Origin of the sequence: Butyrivibrio sp. LC3010, assembly GCF_000424385.1 — a bacterium.
Classification (GTDB): domain Bacteria; phylum Bacillota; class Clostridia; order Lachnospirales; family Lachnospiraceae; genus Butyrivibrio.
The window spans coordinates 1-18,713 of the sequence record NZ_AUJU01000011.1; the positions used below are offsets into that span (position 1 = coordinate 1).

12 protein-coding genes are annotated in these 18,713 nt (G+C 40.9%); 1 reads left to right on the top strand and 11 read right to left on the bottom strand.

Annotated elements, in window-relative coordinates:
- Positions 1 to 307: 307 nt before the first annotated feature.
- On the top strand, positions 308 to 2,299 hold the full coding sequence (locus G622_RS0109495; RefSeq protein WP_044957442.1) for a methyl-accepting chemotaxis protein: 1,992 nt from the start codon (positions 308 to 310) through the stop codon (positions 2,297 to 2,299).
- A 279-nt stretch (positions 2,300 to 2,578) separates the two neighbouring features.
- On the opposite strand, the gene G622_RS0109500 is transcribed toward G622_RS0109495, so the two are convergent.
- From G622_RS0109500 to G622_RS0109550, 11 genes are all read right to left on the bottom strand, one after another.
- Complete coding sequence (locus G622_RS0109500; RefSeq protein ID WP_026510522.1) at positions 2,579 to 4,063, bottom strand: MATE family efflux transporter; 1,485 nt, start codon at positions 4,061 to 4,063, stop codon at positions 2,579 to 2,581.
- A gap of 2 nt (positions 4,064 to 4,065) precedes the next feature.
- Entirely contained in the window at positions 4,066 to 7,077 is a 3,012-nt protein-coding gene (locus tag G622_RS0109505; protein WP_026510523.1) for an AMP-binding protein, read from the bottom strand.
- 249 nt (positions 7,078 to 7,326) lie between these two features.
- Positions 7,327 to 8,469: an HD domain-containing phosphohydrolase gene (locus G622_RS22400; RefSeq protein ID WP_044915663.1), complete on the bottom strand. Its 1,143-nt coding sequence runs from the start codon at positions 8,467 to 8,469 to the stop codon at positions 7,327 to 7,329.
- A 4-nt stretch (positions 8,470 to 8,473) separates the two neighbouring features.
- The gene (locus tag G622_RS0109515; RefSeq protein ID WP_026510524.1) at positions 8,474 to 11,038 is read right to left on the bottom strand and encodes a DUF342 domain-containing protein; all 2,565 of its coding nucleotides are present in this window, start codon (positions 11,036 to 11,038) and stop codon (positions 8,474 to 8,476) included.
- A gap of 441 nt (positions 11,039 to 11,479) precedes the next feature.
- Complete coding sequence (gene mtnA / locus G622_RS0109520) at positions 11,480 to 12,580, bottom strand: S-methyl-5-thioribose-1-phosphate isomerase (protein WP_026510525.1); 1,101 nt, start codon at positions 12,578 to 12,580, stop codon at positions 11,480 to 11,482.
- Between the two features lie 39 nt (positions 12,581 to 12,619).
- The gene (locus G622_RS0109525) at positions 12,620 to 13,042 is read right to left on the bottom strand and encodes an Hpt domain-containing protein (protein WP_026510526.1); all 423 of its coding nucleotides are present in this window, start codon (positions 13,040 to 13,042) and stop codon (positions 12,620 to 12,622) included.
- A gap of 244 nt (positions 13,043 to 13,286) precedes the next feature.
- Positions 13,287 to 14,333 (bottom strand): electron transfer flavoprotein subunit alpha/FixB family protein, encoded by a 1,047-nt coding sequence (locus G622_RS0109530; protein WP_026510527.1) that lies wholly within the window; start codon positions 14,331 to 14,333, stop codon positions 13,287 to 13,289.
- A 174-nt stretch (positions 14,334 to 14,507) separates the two neighbouring features.
- Complete coding sequence (locus tag G622_RS0109535; RefSeq protein ID WP_026510528.1) at positions 14,508 to 15,299, bottom strand: electron transfer flavoprotein subunit beta/FixA family protein; 792 nt, start codon at positions 15,297 to 15,299, stop codon at positions 14,508 to 14,510.
- A gap of 120 nt (positions 15,300 to 15,419) precedes the next feature.
- Positions 15,420 to 16,580 carry an acyl-CoA dehydrogenase gene (locus tag G622_RS0109540; protein ID WP_026510529.1) on the bottom strand — a complete coding sequence of 387 codons (1,161 nt, stop codon included), beginning with the start codon at positions 16,578 to 16,580 and terminating at the stop codon, positions 15,420 to 15,422.
- A 206-nt stretch (positions 16,581 to 16,786) separates the two neighbouring features.
- Entirely contained in the window at positions 16,787 to 17,662 is an 876-nt protein-coding gene (locus G622_RS0109545; protein WP_026510530.1) for a 3-hydroxyacyl-CoA dehydrogenase family protein, read from the bottom strand.
- Between the two features lie 116 nt (positions 17,663 to 17,778).
- Complete coding sequence (locus G622_RS0109550) at positions 17,779 to 18,573, bottom strand: enoyl-CoA hydratase-related protein (RefSeq protein WP_026510531.1); 795 nt, start codon at positions 18,571 to 18,573, stop codon at positions 17,779 to 17,781.
- Between the last annotated feature and the right edge of the window lie 140 nt (positions 18,574 to 18,713).

The following is an 18,713-nucleotide window of genomic DNA, read 5'->3' on the forward strand; positions in this document are numbered from 1 at the left end:
TTTTTTGTTCTACGCCTATCGGCTTCGAACGGGTTCGATCTCCGCTTCGCTCCGGTCGGCGCAAAGCCGAAGTCCCCTGGACTTCGTGCGCCTTTCACACGTTAATTAATTCCCCTCCAAGAATCCCTCAAATAAGTTAATCAGAGGCTGCTATATTTCTGAATTCATAAAGAAATTAAAAAGAAAATGTAAATAAATTAAATATCTATTAAATTAGAATTAATTTAACCATTTACCGATAATCCTAATAGTATAATCATTGTTATGAACTGTATTAATTGTTTGCCATAGATCTGGAGGAATTATCATGGATAATAACAAAATTGGATTTTGGGACAGTGTAAAAACAAAACTCATAATTGTAATGATGCTAGTTACAGTTGTTCCTCTTGTAGTTGCGATTATCGTAAGCTACATAACATCTACTAATAAAGCATTGGCTGATGCTCAGGAATCGCTTGAGTGGCAGGCTAAATATGTGAATGAGAATTTTGAAAAAACATTAGATGTCAATTTTAATATGGTCAGAAGCATAGCCAGTAACCCTACTATAGTTCAATATGTTATAGGGGGCGCCGGTATTCCTCTTGATGCAGTTCAGGCTACTCTTTATGAGTATGATATGGTTCTAAATGATGGACAGAATACAGCAATAACCAACGATACAGGTATGCAGATAGCCAGAGGAACAGGTGACTGTATAGATGTATCAGACCGTGAGTACTTTAAAGAAGCCATGGCAGGAAAAGATTTTGTTTCCAATATAACAGTTAGCAAAACTACAGGCAAAAGAATGATCACATTCTCGACTCCTATTAAGAATGGCAGCACAATTATTGGTATTGTTCATAGAAACTATGACCTTGATAACCTCCATGAGCTTCTTGTAAATAACGCAAAAACAGCATTTGTAGTTGATAGAAACGGACAGGTTGCTGCACATGCTGAGTATGAGATTGGTGATGGAAAACATGAAGAGGTTGATGTGTCATCTTCAGAGTTCTATACATCAGGGCTTGATCAGGGCTTTTATAAATCATCCACTAAATATGGTACTAATTACATGGCATATACAAAAGAAGCCCGTTCAGGATTTGTTGTTGTAACATCAGGTGATGCTGCAGTTATCATGAGCTCTGCAAGAAGGTCTGCGATTATTGTTATAATTGTTGGACTGATTCTTTTAGTAGTAGCTGTGATTATATCCTTTGTTATGGCAAAAAGCTTTACATTACCGATTAAAGCTGTTGAAGAATCATTGGATGCTCTTTCAGATGGTCGTTTTGTAAAGGTTCAAAAGTTTGATAAAAGAAAAGATGAGTTTGGTGCTATTTCAAACTCTACCAATTCTGTTATAGAAAAACTTGATGCAATTGTTAACAATATAAAAATGTCTGCATCTGACGTTGGAAAATCATCAACAGAACTTTCTGATATGGCTAATCAGATTTCTCAGACAGCAGAGGATGTATCTAATGCAGTTCAGGAGATCGCATCCGGTGCTACACAGCAGGCTGATGAGATTCAGTCAGCATCCGAGAATGTCGGAAGAATCGGAGATGCAGTAGCAGGTGTCCAGACTTCTACAGATGACCTTTCCGATATTGCTCAGAAGATGAAGGAGGCATCAGAGGTTTCCAGCAAGTCACTTCATTCTTTGCAGGAATCTTCTACTGAAATGACAGCCAAGATTGATGATATTTCCCAGACAATCAGAGCTACCAAAGATGCTGTTAATACTATCAGCGAGAAGGTTGAAGGAATAACCTCCATTGCAACACAGACGAATCTTTTGTCTCTTAATGCTTCCATAGAAGCTGCCAGAGCCGGCGAAGCAGGTAAGGGCTTTGCGGTTGTTGCTGAAGAAATCGGTAAGCTCGCCGAAGATTCAAAGCAGATGGCAGATGAAATCAGAAAAGAGATGGAACTTTTGCTTGATCAGTCTGATGCAGCGGTTACTGCAGCTGAGGATGTAAGACAGGGCAACAATGAACAGCAGATCGCTCTTGGTGAGACACTTGATGCCGTCAATGGAATGCTTGATGATATCGGAAGTACAGTTGGAGGTGTTCGCCTGATTTCTGAAGGCGCTGACACTTGTGATTCCTCCAAGAACGCCGTTGTTGATACCATGAGTGCTCTTTCAGCTATCTCAGAAGAAAATGCTGCTTCATCAGAGGAGACAGGAGCTTCCATGCAGGAGCTGTCTGCCACTGTTACAACACTTGCCGCTTCAGCTAATAACCTTAAGGATATTGCTGATCAGCTTAATGAAGCGATGCAGTTCTTTAAGTCATGATGAGTATCAGAACAATTTATAAAAATGATGATGAAATTAAAACATCATAATGTCATTGTGCTTGCATAAAGTGGGCATTAGAAAAAGTGTGTAAAAAGCGAAAAACCGAAGCCGGGGAACTTCAGTTTTTCGCTTTTTTAACCCTTATTAAAAGATCTACATAAAGGAACTTCCTTTAAATAAAACTCACTTTTCAGAACTACATAATAGGGATTCCTTTAATATATAGCGTTCTTGAGACAAGAACTACAAATTCATATAACATTCACACGGCAAACTCTACAAATAATTATATTTGTCTTTATATTTTCTCAAGACAAAGACTGTTAATATAAGGCTGATAGCTTCTGCCACAGCCCATGCCAGCCACAAGCCTTCTCCTTCCATAAGTGCCGAAAGTCCAAAAAGACAGGCAGTAAGAATCACAAAGGTTCTGAGCCCCGAAAGCATAGCTGAAATCATCCCATTTGAAAATGCAGTAAATATGCCTGATCCCAAAATATTTATACCTACGAACAGGCATCCGGGGAGTGTCAAAATATAGCCTGTATAAGCGATTTCATAAAATCCGGTTCCCGGTGTAAAAAATATACTGACTATCTGTCTTCCAAAAATAAAAAGAAGCCATGTGCACCCTGTTCCCAGTATCACAGACCATATCATCCCGAATTTAAATGCGTTTTTCCTGTTCTCGATATTACCACTTCCGTAATTGAATGAAAAAACAGGTTCTACTGCAGATGTCACCCCCATGAATACCATCATGATAAATACCTGAATATAAGTTACAACCGCAAGTGCACTCACTCCTGTCTCACCGTAATATCTGTATGCCAGATGATTACAAAATAATACTGTGACCGCCTGCGCTAGATTAGCAACCATATCAGATGAACCATTGTAACAAACTTCGATGATTTCCTGAAAATCAGGCTTTGCCAGCTCGAATGTATATGAGCTTTTCTTTGTTATACAATAAAACCAAATAGCATAAATGACCGTACTGGAATAACCTATCACCGTAGCTATCGCTGCCCCGCTTATGCCCATATTCAGATGTTTCATAAAAACATAGTCAAGAACGCAGTTGAGGGTTCCTCCCACAACTATAACCACTGCAGCAACAACGGATTTTCCCTCTCCTATTATCAGAATTCCAAATTCAGACTGCAGCAGCACTGTTACCACAAAACAGCTCATAGTAATGTAGTAAGGCTTTAGATAAATAATATTTCCATCCGTAGCTCCACATAGCCGCATTATGGAATCCGCAAACAAAAGCAACAATACTGTAATAGCCAGTCCAAGCAAAACGGAAAAAACAATAATTCGCGAAAATGTCTCGCCTGCCTGCTTCCTTTTCCCCTCTCCGACCTTTAAAACTATCATGGCATTGCCGCCGGTTCCTATCATAACTCCAACAGCTATTATCATGGTAATTATTGGAAAATAGAGATTAATTGATGCAATCGCAAGATCCCCTATAAATTTTTCTATAAAAAGACCATCTACAATTTGATAAACAGCTATAAATACAAAGACGAAAATACTCGGAGCTATAAATCTAAAAAATGACCAGAATGTAAATTTTTGAGCCAATTCCTTTTCCTGAGTAAGTGTCCTCTCCTGCTCAGATTCCGCATCCCAGGTCAATCCATTTTCCAACCTCGGTTCCATTTCATGCGCAGGTACCCTATCAGGTTTTGCATCCAAGGTCAGTCCATTCTCCAGCCCAAGCTTTTTTTCCCGATATATACTACTCAATTTTAAGCTCCTTTGCTGACTTTAATGCTCTCTTCTATATAAAACTTAATTACTTCAAAGAAGGATTTTTTATCGAAAAGCATTTTCTTAATCTCGCCTATTGTTACGTCAGCCTGGGAGTGATGCGTTGCCAGAACCTGGCCCATTTTCACATAAATATCCTTGAATTTCTCTATACTCTCAGCTTCATAGCGGCTGGCAGCGTAATCAATCATAAGTTGAAGTCCTTCCTCTCCATCGAGGATTTCCATATCAAGAATAGTCTGGGATGCAGCTTTATTCTGGCGAACATCAACAGTCTCAATATCAAAATCGCTGCTGCCTCCCATATCACGGATATTCTGCTGATATAAAAGATAAGCCACTTCATTATCAGCGACCCTGTTATTAATATCTACATAAGGGTAGCAGCTGTATTTTATTCCATCACGGACCTGCTGATGCACCTTTGTAAATATGTCACGAATTGAATCATCATCTTTGAGCCTTAGAGCAACAGGCAAATCTCTGAACAATAGTCCTACAGTGGTCATATTCTGAATATCTTCTCGTCCGTTATATATCCAGCTGATCTTAATGTCAGAAGCACGATTGTATACAGCGATGGAAAGCATGGCTACCGTAATGAAAAACTCATTACGACTGATTTTATATGTCCTCTCCATTGCATTCATCTCTGCTTCCATAAGTCCAAGTGGCACAAGCAATTCGCCCATTTTATTTTCCCGGCTCTCATGATCTATCTTCGGATAACTTACCCATTCTATATGATCATACTTATCTTCAAAGTACTTCTTACATTCCTGATAAAAATCTGTATGTACAACATCCTCCCTACGCTTAAGAAACAGATAGTAATAATCAGGCTCTACCGGCATTCCCATAAATACATTTTTTATGCCATTAAGAAAGACCTTAAGACTCGTTCCGTCAAACAATGAATGATGAACATCAAAGTAAACATATAAAGCCTTTTCTGTTTCAAACACACGGCATCTGTACATTCTTCCGGCCACAATTTTAAACGGGAACACCAATGTATCTCTTATATAATCAAATTCGAATTCCGACACTTTTTCCGGATAGATTTTCTGAAAAATCTCAGGTGTATACTTTTGATACAAATTGCCTTCACTATCAAAATGAAGAGTTGTGAGAAGAGCGGGATGTGCCTTAATCGCATTTTCCATTATTTCGCAAAGCTGTTCTGCAGTAAAAACATCCTTATCAAGCTTCATAAGCGAAAACAGATTATACATAGTTGAATTCGGTGTATAAAGCTGATAATCAATCATGTACAGCTGCTCAGCGGTAAGTGGATGCATACACCCCATAGCCATGCGGTTAAGTTCATCCGAATCACCATCACATTCAGCCAATGACTCAGAGTAAATCTGAGCTATGTTTTTTGGGGTTCTTCCTCTAAATACAATCCCTGCATTCAAGCTTTTCAGGCTCTTTTGACAAACAGTTATAAGCTCTATTGATGAAAGAGAATCTCCACCAAGTTCATAGAAGTCATCATTAACGCCTACTTTTGACAGCTTTAATACCTTTTCCATTCCTTCGCAGATTGTTTTTTCAACATCATTTGAAGGTGCCACATAATCACTTACAAAATTACTTATATCAGGCTGAGGCAACCCTGGTCTGTCAAACTTTCCGTTAGCCTTCATGGGAATTTTATCGATTTTCATAAAATATGAGGGGATCATATAATATGGTAATCTTTTCAGCAGATTTTTGCGGACAACAGCTGAGTCAACTTCCATATCATCGGTAAAATAAGCGCACAAAAAGCTCTTGCCATCCTTATCAAATCCGCGCACTGCGCACCAGTCTATCCCAAGCTCTTCCTTAATTGCCGCCTCAATTTCAGCAGGCTCAATACGGTTACCGTTTATTTTGATCATATCCCCAAGACGGCCAAGAATCAGCAGATTCCGATTTTCATCAATTCTTGCAAGATCTCCTGAATAATATAATCCATTTTTGAAATGTTTTTTTGTTTCTTCCGGAAGATTGATATATCCTCTTACATATGGGTTCTCATAACAGATTTCTCCCATCTCTCCCTGAGGTACATCAGTTCCATTTTCATCCTTCAGATATATTTTAGTATCAACCTGAGGCCATCCAATCGGGCAGGTTTCATAAGCTTTATCTATCTTGAAAAAGCCGACAGCAAATCCGCTTTCACTGGAGGCATATATATTGATGATATCAACGTTATCAAGGTAAATATCATTTGCAGGCTCACTTCCCACAAAGAGCATTCTAAGGAAAGGTCCGGTATTTTTACCAATCTTCCGGACATATGATGGTGTAAGAAATGTGATGGTTATTCTCTTTTTCAGGAAAAACATGGCAAGTGCGCCGGGATTTTTTATTGTTTCATAGGAAACAATATAATTTTTGCCGCAAAATACATTAAGAGCACACAAAATTACAATGACCGTCGCAACAAAGTTCATTGGTGCCAGTGTCGCAAGGCTGTCATTTTCATTAAAAGGAGTTCTGCCATCAACGCTTACTGAATCTATCGCCCTCTGCAAATTACCGAATTCATGAAGCACTCCCTTAGGCTTACCAGTAGTGCCTGAAGTATAAATTGCATAGGCAGCATCGTGTTCATCAGTTTTCTCATGGCCTTCGAGAGGCTCAAGCCTCATTATTTCTTCCCAGTTTGCAACAGAAATTTCATTCTTACATCCGCAGTCGTTGCGAATATATTCTATTCTCTCCGGTGCATAAGTATCCTCTACCAAAGCCCATGCGGCACCTGCCTTCCATATGCCTATCATTGCGATAACAGGTTTTACGCCGCGAGGAAGTCTGATAAGTACAAAATCTTCCTTCCCTATTCCCTGGCTTTTTAGCCAGGCATATATTTTGCCGCTCATTTCGTTGAGTTGACGATAGGTGATTCCCTTTACTGAAACTTCGTCAAATAGAATCTGCTTATCAGCAGCCTTTGCAGTATACTCCTGCAAAGTGTCAAGTATAGTTTTCAATGAACTTCTCCCCCGAAAAAATCATTTTTGCAGTATGATTTTTGCTTCCCGAATACTTATATAAATTCAGTAAACAATTTAACCATAGTTTAACTGCACAACAATATTATCAAATCTCGCCTCAATTAACAAGTTAGTGAAGAAGTCTGCTCTGCTTAAAAACACCCCCTCAGGATGTTTAAAAACCAACCTGAGGGGGGCAATTATCTTTATATTTTATGGTGTAAAGGCCAAACGTAAATTTGCACCTTACTGGCTAAGTATCCCTCCGCCTCCCGCGGCAAGGTTAGCCTCCTCTTCTGCCTTGGTACGCGCAACCATTGCCTCCATCTCAGGTCTTGCTATATCAAAGCATGCAAGCATTTTGGTGGAAAAGATTCCACTTTCACCATTTTTTATCATTTCATAGGCCTTACTTGGTGCAAAGGCCGATTTATACACACGATCACTGACAAGCGCATCATAAACATCCGCAAGAGATGTAAGCTGCGCTGCAATTGAGATTTCCTCTCCTTTAAGTCCGTCGGGATAACCTTTTCCATCATATTTTTCATGATGGTGTCTGCAAATATCATAGCTGACTTCCAGGTATTCCTTATCCTGCAGATCTGCAAGCATTTTTACTATCTCGCAGCCTCTTGTGGTATGGGACTTCATAATGTCGAATTCATCAGGTGTAAGTCTTCCGGGTTTTAGCAAAATAGCATCAGGAACAGTTATCTTTCCTATATCATGCATGGCGCTTGCATTAGTAATAACCTCTATTTTATGAGGTGTCAGCCCGAATTCCGGGTAATTCCTCATAGCCACATTAGCAAGTATCTGAACAAAGCCTTTGATCCTTTTTAAGTGATAACCGGATTCCAGATTACGGAACTCTACTATGGTACAGATTGTATCAATAATTCTACTGTTAGTTTCCCTTAACCTCTCTTCCTGCTTTTTAAGGACGAGGTATTGTTTTTTAAGAACCTTTGTCTGATCATTTACCTTCTGTTCCAGTTCCTGCTTATTCATGTTAAGCATTATTGCGCGCTTAACTCTGTGTTTTACTATAACCGTATCAAAAGGTTTGTGAATTACATCACTGGCGCCGTTGTCATAGCACTTTTTCTCAGTATCAGCTGAATTGTCGGCAGTTATCATAAGAACCGGTATTCTGTCAGGTATCTTATGCTTGAAGAGTTCTTCCAAAAGTCTGAAACCATCCATCTCAGGCATGACAATATCAAGAAGGATTGCGGCTATCTGGCTCTTTTGACGGGCAATTATTTCCAATGCTTTTCTGCCGTTCTCAGCCTCCAGGATTCCGTAATCTTCCTTGAAAATCTCACTAAGAATGCCTCTATTTATTTCAGTATCATCTACAATCAGAATACTCTTATCAGCCACAGTTTTAGCTCCTTGCTATCGGTTTTTCCCCATCAAGCATCACAAGATTGCCATCTTTTCCTACAAACGTAATACCTCTTGAAGTCTCCATTGTGTCATGCACTCTTAAAACTCTGTTCCCCAGCTTTACTGTTGTTCCATTAAATACGAGTCTGGATACAATTACTTTTGCATCCTTTACAGAATCAATTTCACTCTCGATGGACTTCTTTCGAATGTTTAGATTTTCAAGTTCAGCCTCTTTTAAAGCCGACTCTGCATTTACTTTAATCTTTAACTGCAGCGCCTGTTTATTTGTGTTGTCATTAAAAGTTCCAAGCTTTGCTCTTTGCTGCTCATATACCTTGATCTCAGAATATAAGCGGCTGACATTACGTAAAATATTCTGGTATTCGTAATCAAGTTCTTCTGTTACACCGGTCCTTATAACCGTCTCTTTCACGGTTTTGCTGCCAAGCACCGCCGTCTCTACACCTCTTAAGGAAGTAACAACACCGCCGCTTATAAGGCCTTTTTCTCCCAGCATAAGGACCTTGCCTTCTGCAGAAACATTGCAGTTAAGGCAGTCATTGGAAATAAGATCACCTTTACATTTTACATTGGTTGTATCCAGGTGAGCTGCTGCCACCAGACCTCCTGCAGAAATGGAAGCTCTGTCATTCACATTACCTACAATGCTCTTTCTTACTACAACTCTTCCTCCAGCATGTATATCGGCACAAGTTACGCTTCCGTCAACTAAAACATCGCCTTTAGCTGTGATATAAGCGTTATCTACATCACCTTTTACCCATATGGTGCCCTCGTAGCTGATTTTCTCTTTTACATTCACGAGAGAATCATATATCTTGGCTTTATCAATTCTGATATCACCATTTTGAATTCTTCCAAATCCTGTCAGCGAAGCCACATAGGTCTGCTTGTCACCAAGCAGCATAAATCCCTGTCCCTTCAGAATAGGTTTACCTTTTCCGGCTTTTGCTTTTAACACTTTTCCTGTGACATCAAAACCATCCTCACCGGGAGTTGCATGATGGTATATGGCAATTTTATCTCCTATCTTAACTTCATCAAATACCTTGACCATTGAAAAATCAGCGCTTTCGCCATTACTCATATCCGGAAGGATCTCCTCACTTAGTTTAATGAGAAAATCATAATATCCATCAGTACCGCTGACCGGTTGCTTACCCTGGGCAACGAGGGTTTTAACACCGTATTTTTTGTTTTCAATCATCGCTTCAATGGCTTTTCTGCTAACACCGCGTCTTACTTTTGCGGCAAATAAAAGCTTTATTATTTTTTCAAGAGTATAGGATGCTCCCTTCGCCCCAAGGGGTATTGTAAAATAGCACTTCATCCTGTCCTCTGAAATATCTATAAGCCTTCCCTCTTCAGTCTGAAGGAATTGCCAGGCCTTCACATCCTCGTCTGCCGGACGATCCATCTCTTCCTGAAGCTGGCCTGAGAACAGCTTACTTAAGTTGCTTGGAAGCGTTTTACCTTCCGCAAGCCACTCACGCATGATTCTCATTTCCTGTGCCGGATGAACCATACTCTTATAAAGATTTACATCAAGATTTTCTTCTATGCCAAGCCTTATTTCGCGCATCTGATCTGCACGATAAAGAGGCTTTGCATAGGGAGTAACATCTATCTGATGTTCAAGTCCCAGTCGAAGTTCTCTCATCTGTTTCCAGCTATATGCTTCATCAGCGTATACTGAAACGTCAAGGTTTTGCTCAAGTCCCTTACGGACTTCATGCATGCACTCTCCACGCATTCCAAAGAGGAAATAGCGTTCTACGTCCTCTATGCCTTCCTTTTTAGCTTTTCTTATCTGCTCAAGCTGTTCGGCATCAAAATTCCTCTTAACATATTCTGATATATCTATTTTTTCTTTATATGCGATATGTATCTGTTCAAGGGTTGCAGCATCTTTCATTCTTATGGTTCTTTCATCAAGCTCCAATCCGTCCTCAAGGCTTTCCCTGACAACACGCATCTTCATATAAGGCAGCTCAATATTGGCATATTGTGATATGTCTGTACCGTGCTCCAGTCCTATCCTGATCTCTGCCATCTGAAGCCAGTTATATCTTGGGTCCTGATAAAAAATTACCGGGACATCAGCTGCCAGACCAAGCCTTATCTGCTTCATCTGATCAGCAAAATACTCAGGTCTTGCATACTCCGAAACATCCATATTTGTCGCCAGGCCTTCTCTTATCTCAGCCAGCTGCATAATATCAAATCCCGCTTCGCGATAGGCGGACATATCGATACCACTCTGGAGTTCAAGTCTTATTTCCTCCATTTCATTCCATGGAATATCCGGTTTAGCATACAGGCTAACATCCACGCCAGTGGACAGCCCCTTTCTTATTTCAGCGAGCTGGTAGATGTTGTAATGCTTATCCTTATATTCATCAGAATTCCCGCCCTGCTTTTTTATCAAAAGAAGCTCATTTGCTATTAAATCCGGCTGATATAAACTTTTATCCTCATCGACAGTTACGACAGCCATTCCTGATGCCTCACATAGTATGATAGCAGTAACAAAATGCACTTTTTGTCTCCTGCATCATATGATTAAATGAACAAAATTTATTTTTAACTTTATTATTATAAAATACGTATAATCTCTCATAATCATTCTAACACCTAAAAAAAAAGCGCTCAACGAAATTGTGTGAATTTATGGATATTTTATAATATTTTTCTGATTATTTTTATTTTGAAATATTAAAAAAACCGATGTGCACAGATCAGGTAAATTCTGATCCGTGCACATCGGTTGTAAATCTTTATGCACTCCCACACTCAGCGCATCAAGTGCAACAAGCTATAGATTATTGAATTTCCTCAGAAATTCAATAATCGTACTGGACCAGGCCCTCGCAAAGCGAGGGGCGTGTCCTGCGGAACGCAGGATTCTTGAACGCTTTTACCTTTTTGCGTTCAAGAAGTCATGAAAATGTAACCATCGATTCATAGGAATTATTACTAATTATTTATTCTGGAACAATTTGCTTATGCTAACATCATAAGGAGCTCTCAAAATTCCATATTCAGTGACAATGCCTGTGATAAGTTCATTATCAGTCACGTCAAAAGCAGGATTGTAGACCTTTACGCCCTCAGGAGCCATTCTCTCCTTATACCACATCTCTGTAACTTCTTCCGGCTTTCTCTGCTCAATATTGATATCTGCTCCCGTCTTGGTACTTATATCTATAGTTGATGTGGGTGCGCAAACATAGAAAGGAATGTTATATCTTTTAGCCACCGTTGCAACAACGCTTGTTCCAATCTTATTTGCAGCATCTCCATTTGCAGCAACGCGGTCACAGCCAACAAAAATAGCATCAATGGCGCCGCTTTTCATCAGGGATGCGGACATATTGTCACAGAGAAGTGTCGTATCAATTCCGGCTGACTGAAGCTCAAATGCTGTGAGCCTTGCACCCTGAAGCAAAGGTCTTGTCTCATCGCAGTAAACTCTGATGTTGTAGCCCTTCTCATGTGCAAGATACATAGGCGCTGTAGCCGTACCATACTTGCAGGCGCATAACTGTCCCGCATTACAATGTGTAAGAAGCCCAAAGCCATCCTTAATAAGCGTAAGTCCGTTTTCACCGATTCTCCTGCAGACATCGATATCTTCCGCCTTTATACGTTCTGATTCATCACGCATAGCCTCGATAAGAGTATTTATGTCAAAGTCTGCACCGGATGCATTCTCTTTAATACCCATTTCATCTGCAGTTTTAGCAACGTGACTCTCCATGCGTTTTAATGCCCATGAAAGATTAACGGCCGTAGGTCTTGAGGAATTGAGATAGTCGCTCTTTTCTCTAAGTTCCTTCATAAATTCCTCATAGGACGCAGCCTTCGAATGCTTCATAAGAATATACAGACCAAATCCGGCAGCCACTCCGATAGCAGGTGCGCCACGAACCTGCAGCAGATAAATCGCATTCCAAATTTCTTCTCCGGTGCGCAGTCTTATAAGTTCAATGGTTCCCGGAAGCTTTGTCTGATCTATAATTTCAATCGCATCATCCTCATCAATTAATGATACTGTCTCGTAATCCAGTATGCTTTTCATGTAAAAATTTCCTCCTGATTATTGTTCTCTTTTAGCGAATCAGACTTCGTTTAAAATTTCGACTATTGCGTCCCAATCCAGATCCTTCATTTTCCTGTAGAGCCTCTCAAATCTGTCATTATGCTCTTCTCCACAGTCATACTCCCTAATATTAAGAAGCACCATCTCAAAAGAATCATAATCCATGTCCGGAGCAGATTCCTTAAGAGCTTCATAGGCTTCCTTTATGGTCGCTTCATCGCACTTTTCCCTGTTTCTGTCGCTTTCACCTTCAGACAGTTTATTCAGTTTTTCCGTATACTGCCTGTACAGGGTAAGAAGTTCACCGGTGTTTTCCTTTATTTCTTCAACATTACCGGTCTTACCCGCATCCTCCATTTTAGCAGAAAGCTCCGCTAATTTCGATGCCCCAATTATTCTTGCGGAGCTCTTAAGTGCATGTACCTTTATTATGAAAATCAAATTATTAAAAGTCTCTATTTAAATTATAAAAAAGAGCTAATGAAACCGTCATTTAATTCATTTTTTATGGTTATCTGCAATAGATTTGAAAGATTCTTACTAGGCTGGCTTACGTAGTCCGTACTAAGCCCATGAGGTGACTCATTAAGTTCTCTGCGCAAATATGTTCTAAGCTCATAAAAATTGACCATATACCTTAATGGCATATGGTCAATCTTATCGTTTACCTTATTGTCAGGTTATATTATTTTTCAGCAAGTGCTGCTTCAAGCTTCTTTGTAAGAGCAGGAACGATCTTGTTAAGATCGCCTACTACACCGTAATCTGCTACGTCAAAGATAGGAGCGTTCTCATCCTTATTGATAGCAATGATGAGATCTGATTCTTCCATACCTGCAACGTGCTGGATAGCACCGCTGATACCGATTGCAAAATAAACCTTAGGACGAACAGTCTTACCTGTCTGACCTACCTGGAGATCCTTCGGCTTCCAGCCTGAATCTACAACTGCACGAGAGCATGATACTGTTCCGTGAAGAACCTTTGCAAGATCCTCAAGGATTGCGAAGTTCTCAGGGCTTCCAACACCACGTCCGCCAGATACAAGGATCTTAGCTTCCTGGATATCTTCAACTTCTGAAACAGCCTTAACGATCTCAAGAATCTTTGTATAGCAAGCATTCTCTTCGAATCCGGGATTGTACTCAACAACCTCAGCCTTAGCGCCCTTAACAGGAGCAATCTTCTGCATAACGCCGGGACGAACTGTTGCCATCTGAGGACGGAAATCAGGGCAAGCGATAGTAGCGATTGTGTTACCACCGAATGCAGGACGAGTCATAAGAAGCTGCTGGTGCTTCTGCTCCTGTCCTTCTACAACGTTAAGCGGGAAATCACCTATATCAAGCTGTGTACAGTCAGCTGTAAGACCTGTGTGAACACGTGATGATACACGAGGGCCAAGGTCACGGCCGATTGCTGTAGCACCAACCAAAAGGATTTCAGGCTTGTACTCATTTATTACAGATGCAAGTGCATGTGTATAAGGCTCTGTACGATAATCCTTAAGTTCAGGATCATCAACTACGATTACTCTGTCAGCACCATACTCAGCAAGAGTATCAACAAGGTTGCCTACCTTATCACCAAGAAGTACTGCTGTTACTTTTTTCTCATCAAGATCCTTTGCAAGATCTTTTGCTTTGCCCAGAAGCTCCAATGCGATGCTTGAAAGCTCATTGTCTACCTGCTGAGCAAATATAAATACACCCTTATATTCTTCTAAAGACATGTTTTGTTCTCCTTTAACTATTATAATTCATATCTTGGAACGCGCAGAATCGAAAATGCTACGCATTTCCTCGTTGTGGCTGATCGCCACATATAAATTTTTATCTATTCAAAATTCTATATGCAAACATATGAATTGTGTCTATCTAAAAATTTCTGCGCGGCTCACAGGTTATCAAATGATGTGCTTCTCTTCAAGTTTACCGAACAGATAATCAACTGCTTCATCAGCTGAATCTGCAACGATCTTCTCGCCAGCACCCTTCTTAACCTTATCTGAAGCTTTTGCGATCTGGGTAGGTGATCCCTTAAGACCAAGGTTTGAATCCTCAACATCCTTAAGATCTGCTCTGCCCCATACTGTAACTTCCTTTTCGAATGCATCGAAAATTCCGCCGGGAGTCATATATCTGGGCTCGCCAAGCTCTGCAAGAGCTGTGATAAGGCAAGGCATCTTAGCCTCTACCATGTGATAACGATCCTCGAACTGACGCTTAACAACAACTGTGCCAGCCTTCTCATCAACCTTAATCTCTTCAGCGTAAGAGATTACAGGAAGTCCAAGGTGCTCAGAAATCTGAGGACCAACCTGAGCTGTATCACCATCGATAGCCTGACGGCCTGTGATAACGAGATCATATTCAAGGTTTCTAAGTGCACCTGCGATTGTTGAAGATGTTGCCCATGTGTCAGCACCACCAAGTACGCGGTCTGTAACAAGAACTGCCTTGTCAGCACCCATAGCCATAGCCTCACGAAGAACTGCCTCAGCCTTGGGAAGACCCATAGTTACAACTGTAACTTCTGCACCATATTCATCCTTAAGACGAAGAGCTGCCTCAAGACCTGCTTTGTCATCAGGGTTCATGATTGCAAGCATTGCTCCTCTGTCAAGTGTTCCATCGGGTTTAAATTTTACCCCGCCCTTTGTATCGGGCACCTGCTTTATGCAAACTACAACTTTCATTTGTATTCTCCTTCAATTATTTTTCATAAGGAAGTTACACCTCACTGCATTCGGTGTAACCCGTTCGAACCAGACTCAAAAATACTTCGTCAGGTTCTCACAGCCACTAAGTGATTATGATCAGCTAAGTAATGCGCCTGAAATAACCATTCTCTGAACTTCAGATGTACCCTCGTAGATCTCTGTGATCTTAGCGTCACGCATCATTCTCTCTACTTCGTACTCTCTGATATATCCATAACCACCGTGAAGCTGTACAGCCTTTGTGGTAACATCCATAGCAACTTCAGCAGCGAAAAGCTTAGCCTTAGCAGCTTCTACAGAGTAACGATCCTTGTTCTTCTTTGCATCTGCAGCAGCGTAAACAAGCATCTTAGCTGCCTCACACTGAGTAGCCATGTTAGCAAGCTGGAACTGTGTATTCTGGAACTGACCGATTGAACGACCGAACTGCTTTCTCTCCTTAACATACTCAACTGTTCTGTCAAGAGCACCCTCAGCAATACCAAGAGCCTGAGCAGCGATACCGATACGTCCACCATCAAGTGTGTGCATAGCGATCGGGAAGCCCTTTCCTCTAGCGCCAAGAAGGTTCTCAGCAGGAATGTGGCAATCCTGGAAAATGAGCTCGTATGTTGATGAACCACGAATACCCATCTTGTTTTCCTTAGTACCGAATGTAAATCCGGGTGTATCCTTTTCTACGATAAATGCAGAGAACTTCTTCTGTTTTCTGCCTCTCTTATCTTCAACAATATCTGTGTAAGCGATAATGATGTAGATATCAGCTTCCTTACCGTTTGTGATAAAGCACTTTGAACCGTTAAGGATCCACTCTTTACCATCCTCTGTAAGAACTGCCTTTGTCTGAACGCCCTGAGCGTCTGTACCAGCCATGGGCTCTGTAAGACCGAAAGCACCGAGCTTCTCACCCTTTGCAAGGGGAACAAGATACTTCTGCTTCTGCTCTTCTGTACCATAAGTCATGATAGGATCACAGCAAAGTGATGTGTGTGCTGATACGATAACTGCTGTTGTACCGCAAACCTTTGCAAGCTCCTCTACGCACATAGCATATGTAAGAGGATCGCATCCCTGTCCGCCGTATTCCTTCGGAATCGGAATACCCATGAAACCGTATTTCTGCATCTTCTTAACAGTCTCTGTAGGGAAAACCTCTGTCTCATCCACATCAATAGCGTGTGGCTTTACTTCTTTTTCTGCGAACTCTTTGAAAAGAGCTCTAGCCATTTCATGTTGCTGATCTAACTGAAAATCCATGAAAAAATCCTCCTAAAATTGTATGTAATCTCTCTCAATCTCATTGGTACACTGATTTCAGGCTATATTTCCGATATACCTGCTCCATTTTCTCATCGTGCACACTATGTACGCACTGAAAAAATGTCACTATTCTAATGAAAATCTATCTCTGAAATCAATGCACCATGAGATTTCAAGAGCTTACGTTATTTTTTTATATTTAATTATTTACGGTCTGTAGGAACCTTGCCGCCATCTGAATAGTCATAGAAGCCGATACCTGTCTTAACACCGAGCTTCTTACCACGAACCATCTTACGAAGAAGAGGGCAAGCACGATACTTGGAATCACCTGTCTCTTTGTAAAGAACATCCATGATAGCAAGTACGATATCAAGACCAATGTAATCACCAAGTTCAAGGGGTCCCATAGGATGATTGCAGCCAAGCTTCATAGCTGTATCAACACCCTGGATATCTGCTACGCCTTCAGAGTATACGAAGATACCTTCGTTGATCATAGGAACAAGGATACGGTTTACTACGAAACCAGCTGCCTCATTAACCTGAACGGGAGTCTTACCAAGATCCTCAGAGATCTTCTTGATCTTCTCAACGTCTTCTTCAGGTGTGTTTGCACCCTGGATAACCTCAACCAGCTTCATAACAGGAGCGGGATTGAAGAAGTGCATACCGATAACGGGCTTCGGAAGTCCTGCACCGATCTCTGTGATTGAAAGAGATGATGTGTTTGATGCAAAAATGCAATCAGGATTCTTAACGATGTTCTCTTCAAGTTCTTTGAAGAGGTTCTTCTTGATATCCATAACTTCAAGAGCTGCCTCTACAACGAGATCAGCATCTGTGCAGATGTCATTAAGACCTATCTGGATCTTGCCGATGATTGCATCAGCCTTAGCCTGATCGATCTTGCCCTTGGAAACCTGCTTGTCAATGCTCTTCTTAATCTTAGCAAAGCCGCCCTCAGCGAACTCTGTCTTAATGTCACAAAGATATACCTTATCTACTGTGTCTGCCTGTGCAAATGTCTGAGCGATGCCTGCACCCATTGTGCCTGCGCCAATAACTGCTACCTTCATTTAAATTCCTCCTATTCTTAATCCTCATCCTCCGGAAATATGGGCTTATACACCCATTCCGTGAAGATCAGGGACTAATGCAATTTTTTAGTTAGATGCTGTCTAAAGCGTAAATCTTATTTATTCTGGAAGTCTACAACCTTAACCTTCTTCGGGTCATCCTTTTTGCGAAGGAAGTTAGCCATACCTTCACGCTGGTCTTCTGTCTCGAAGCAATCACCAAAAATCTTCTCTTCAAGTTCGATTGCCTTGTCAATATCAAGCTGAAGACCTTCATTTATAGCCTTCTTGCATGCACGTACAGCGATAGGTGCATTTGCAGCGATAGTATTAGCCATCTTCTCAGCTGCAGGAAGAAGTTCTTCCTGTGTGTAAACTGCGTTTACAAGACCAATTCTGTAAGCCTCATCAGCCTTGATATTACGTGCTGTATATATAAGCTGCTTAGCCATGCCTGCACCAATAAGACGAGCAAGTCTCTGTGTGCCGCCGAATCCGGGAGTAATTCCAAGACCAACCTCAGGCTGACCAAACATAGCATTATCTGAACAGATACGGATATCACAGCTCATAGAGATCTCGCAGCCGCCGCCAAGAGCGAATCCGTTTACTGCAGCAATTGTAGGAATAGGGAATGTCTCAAGCTTTCTGAATACATCATTTCCCTTCTTACCAAAAGCCTCGCCTTCTGTTTTTGTAAGTGTGCTCATCTCTCCGATGTCAGCACCTGCAACAAATGACTTTTCTCCTGCACCGGTAAGAACAAGAGCTCTTACTGTGTTCACATCAATGCTGTCAAGAGCAGCGTTAAGGTCATCAAGTACCTGGCTGTTGAGTGCATTGAGTGCTTCAGGACGGTTGATTGTAAGAACAGCAATTTTGTCCTTAACTTCAACATTTACAAATCCCATTTTCTTTGCCTCCTTATTTTATTTCAATAATTAAGGTATATCAGTCCAAACTTAATCAGACCTAAATACCTTCTATTTCATACCGGGTTATTTTTATCAAGTAGAACAGATAAATAAGGAAACGGAATAATCCGTTTCCC

Excerpts from the sequence above, each read along its gene's own strand:
- mtnA (WP_026510525.1), bottom strand. The coding sequence starts at position 12,580 with ATGAAAAGCATACTGGATTACGAGACAGTATCATTAATTGATGAGGAT.
- G622_RS0109535 (WP_026510528.1), bottom strand. The coding sequence starts at position 15,299 with ATGAAAGTTGTAGTTTGCATAAAGCAGGTGCCCGATACAAAGGGCGGG.
- G622_RS0109540 (WP_026510529.1), bottom strand. The coding sequence starts at position 16,580 with ATGGATTTTCAGTTAGATCAGCAACATGAAATGGCTAGAGCTCTTTTC.
- G622_RS0109530 (WP_026510527.1), bottom strand. The coding sequence starts at position 14,333 with ATGTCTTTAGAAGAATATAAGGGTGTATTTATATTTGCTCAGCAGGTA.
- G622_RS0109545 (WP_026510530.1), bottom strand. The coding sequence starts at position 17,662 with ATGAAGGTAGCAGTTATTGGCGCAGGCACAATGGGTGCAGGCATCGCT.
- G622_RS0109550 (WP_026510531.1), bottom strand. The coding sequence starts at position 18,573 with ATGGGATTTGTAAATGTTGAAGTTAAGGACAAAATTGCTGTTCTTACA.
- G622_RS0109495 (WP_044957442.1), top strand. The coding sequence starts at position 308 with ATGGATAATAACAAAATTGGATTTTGGGACAGTGTAAAAACAAAACTC.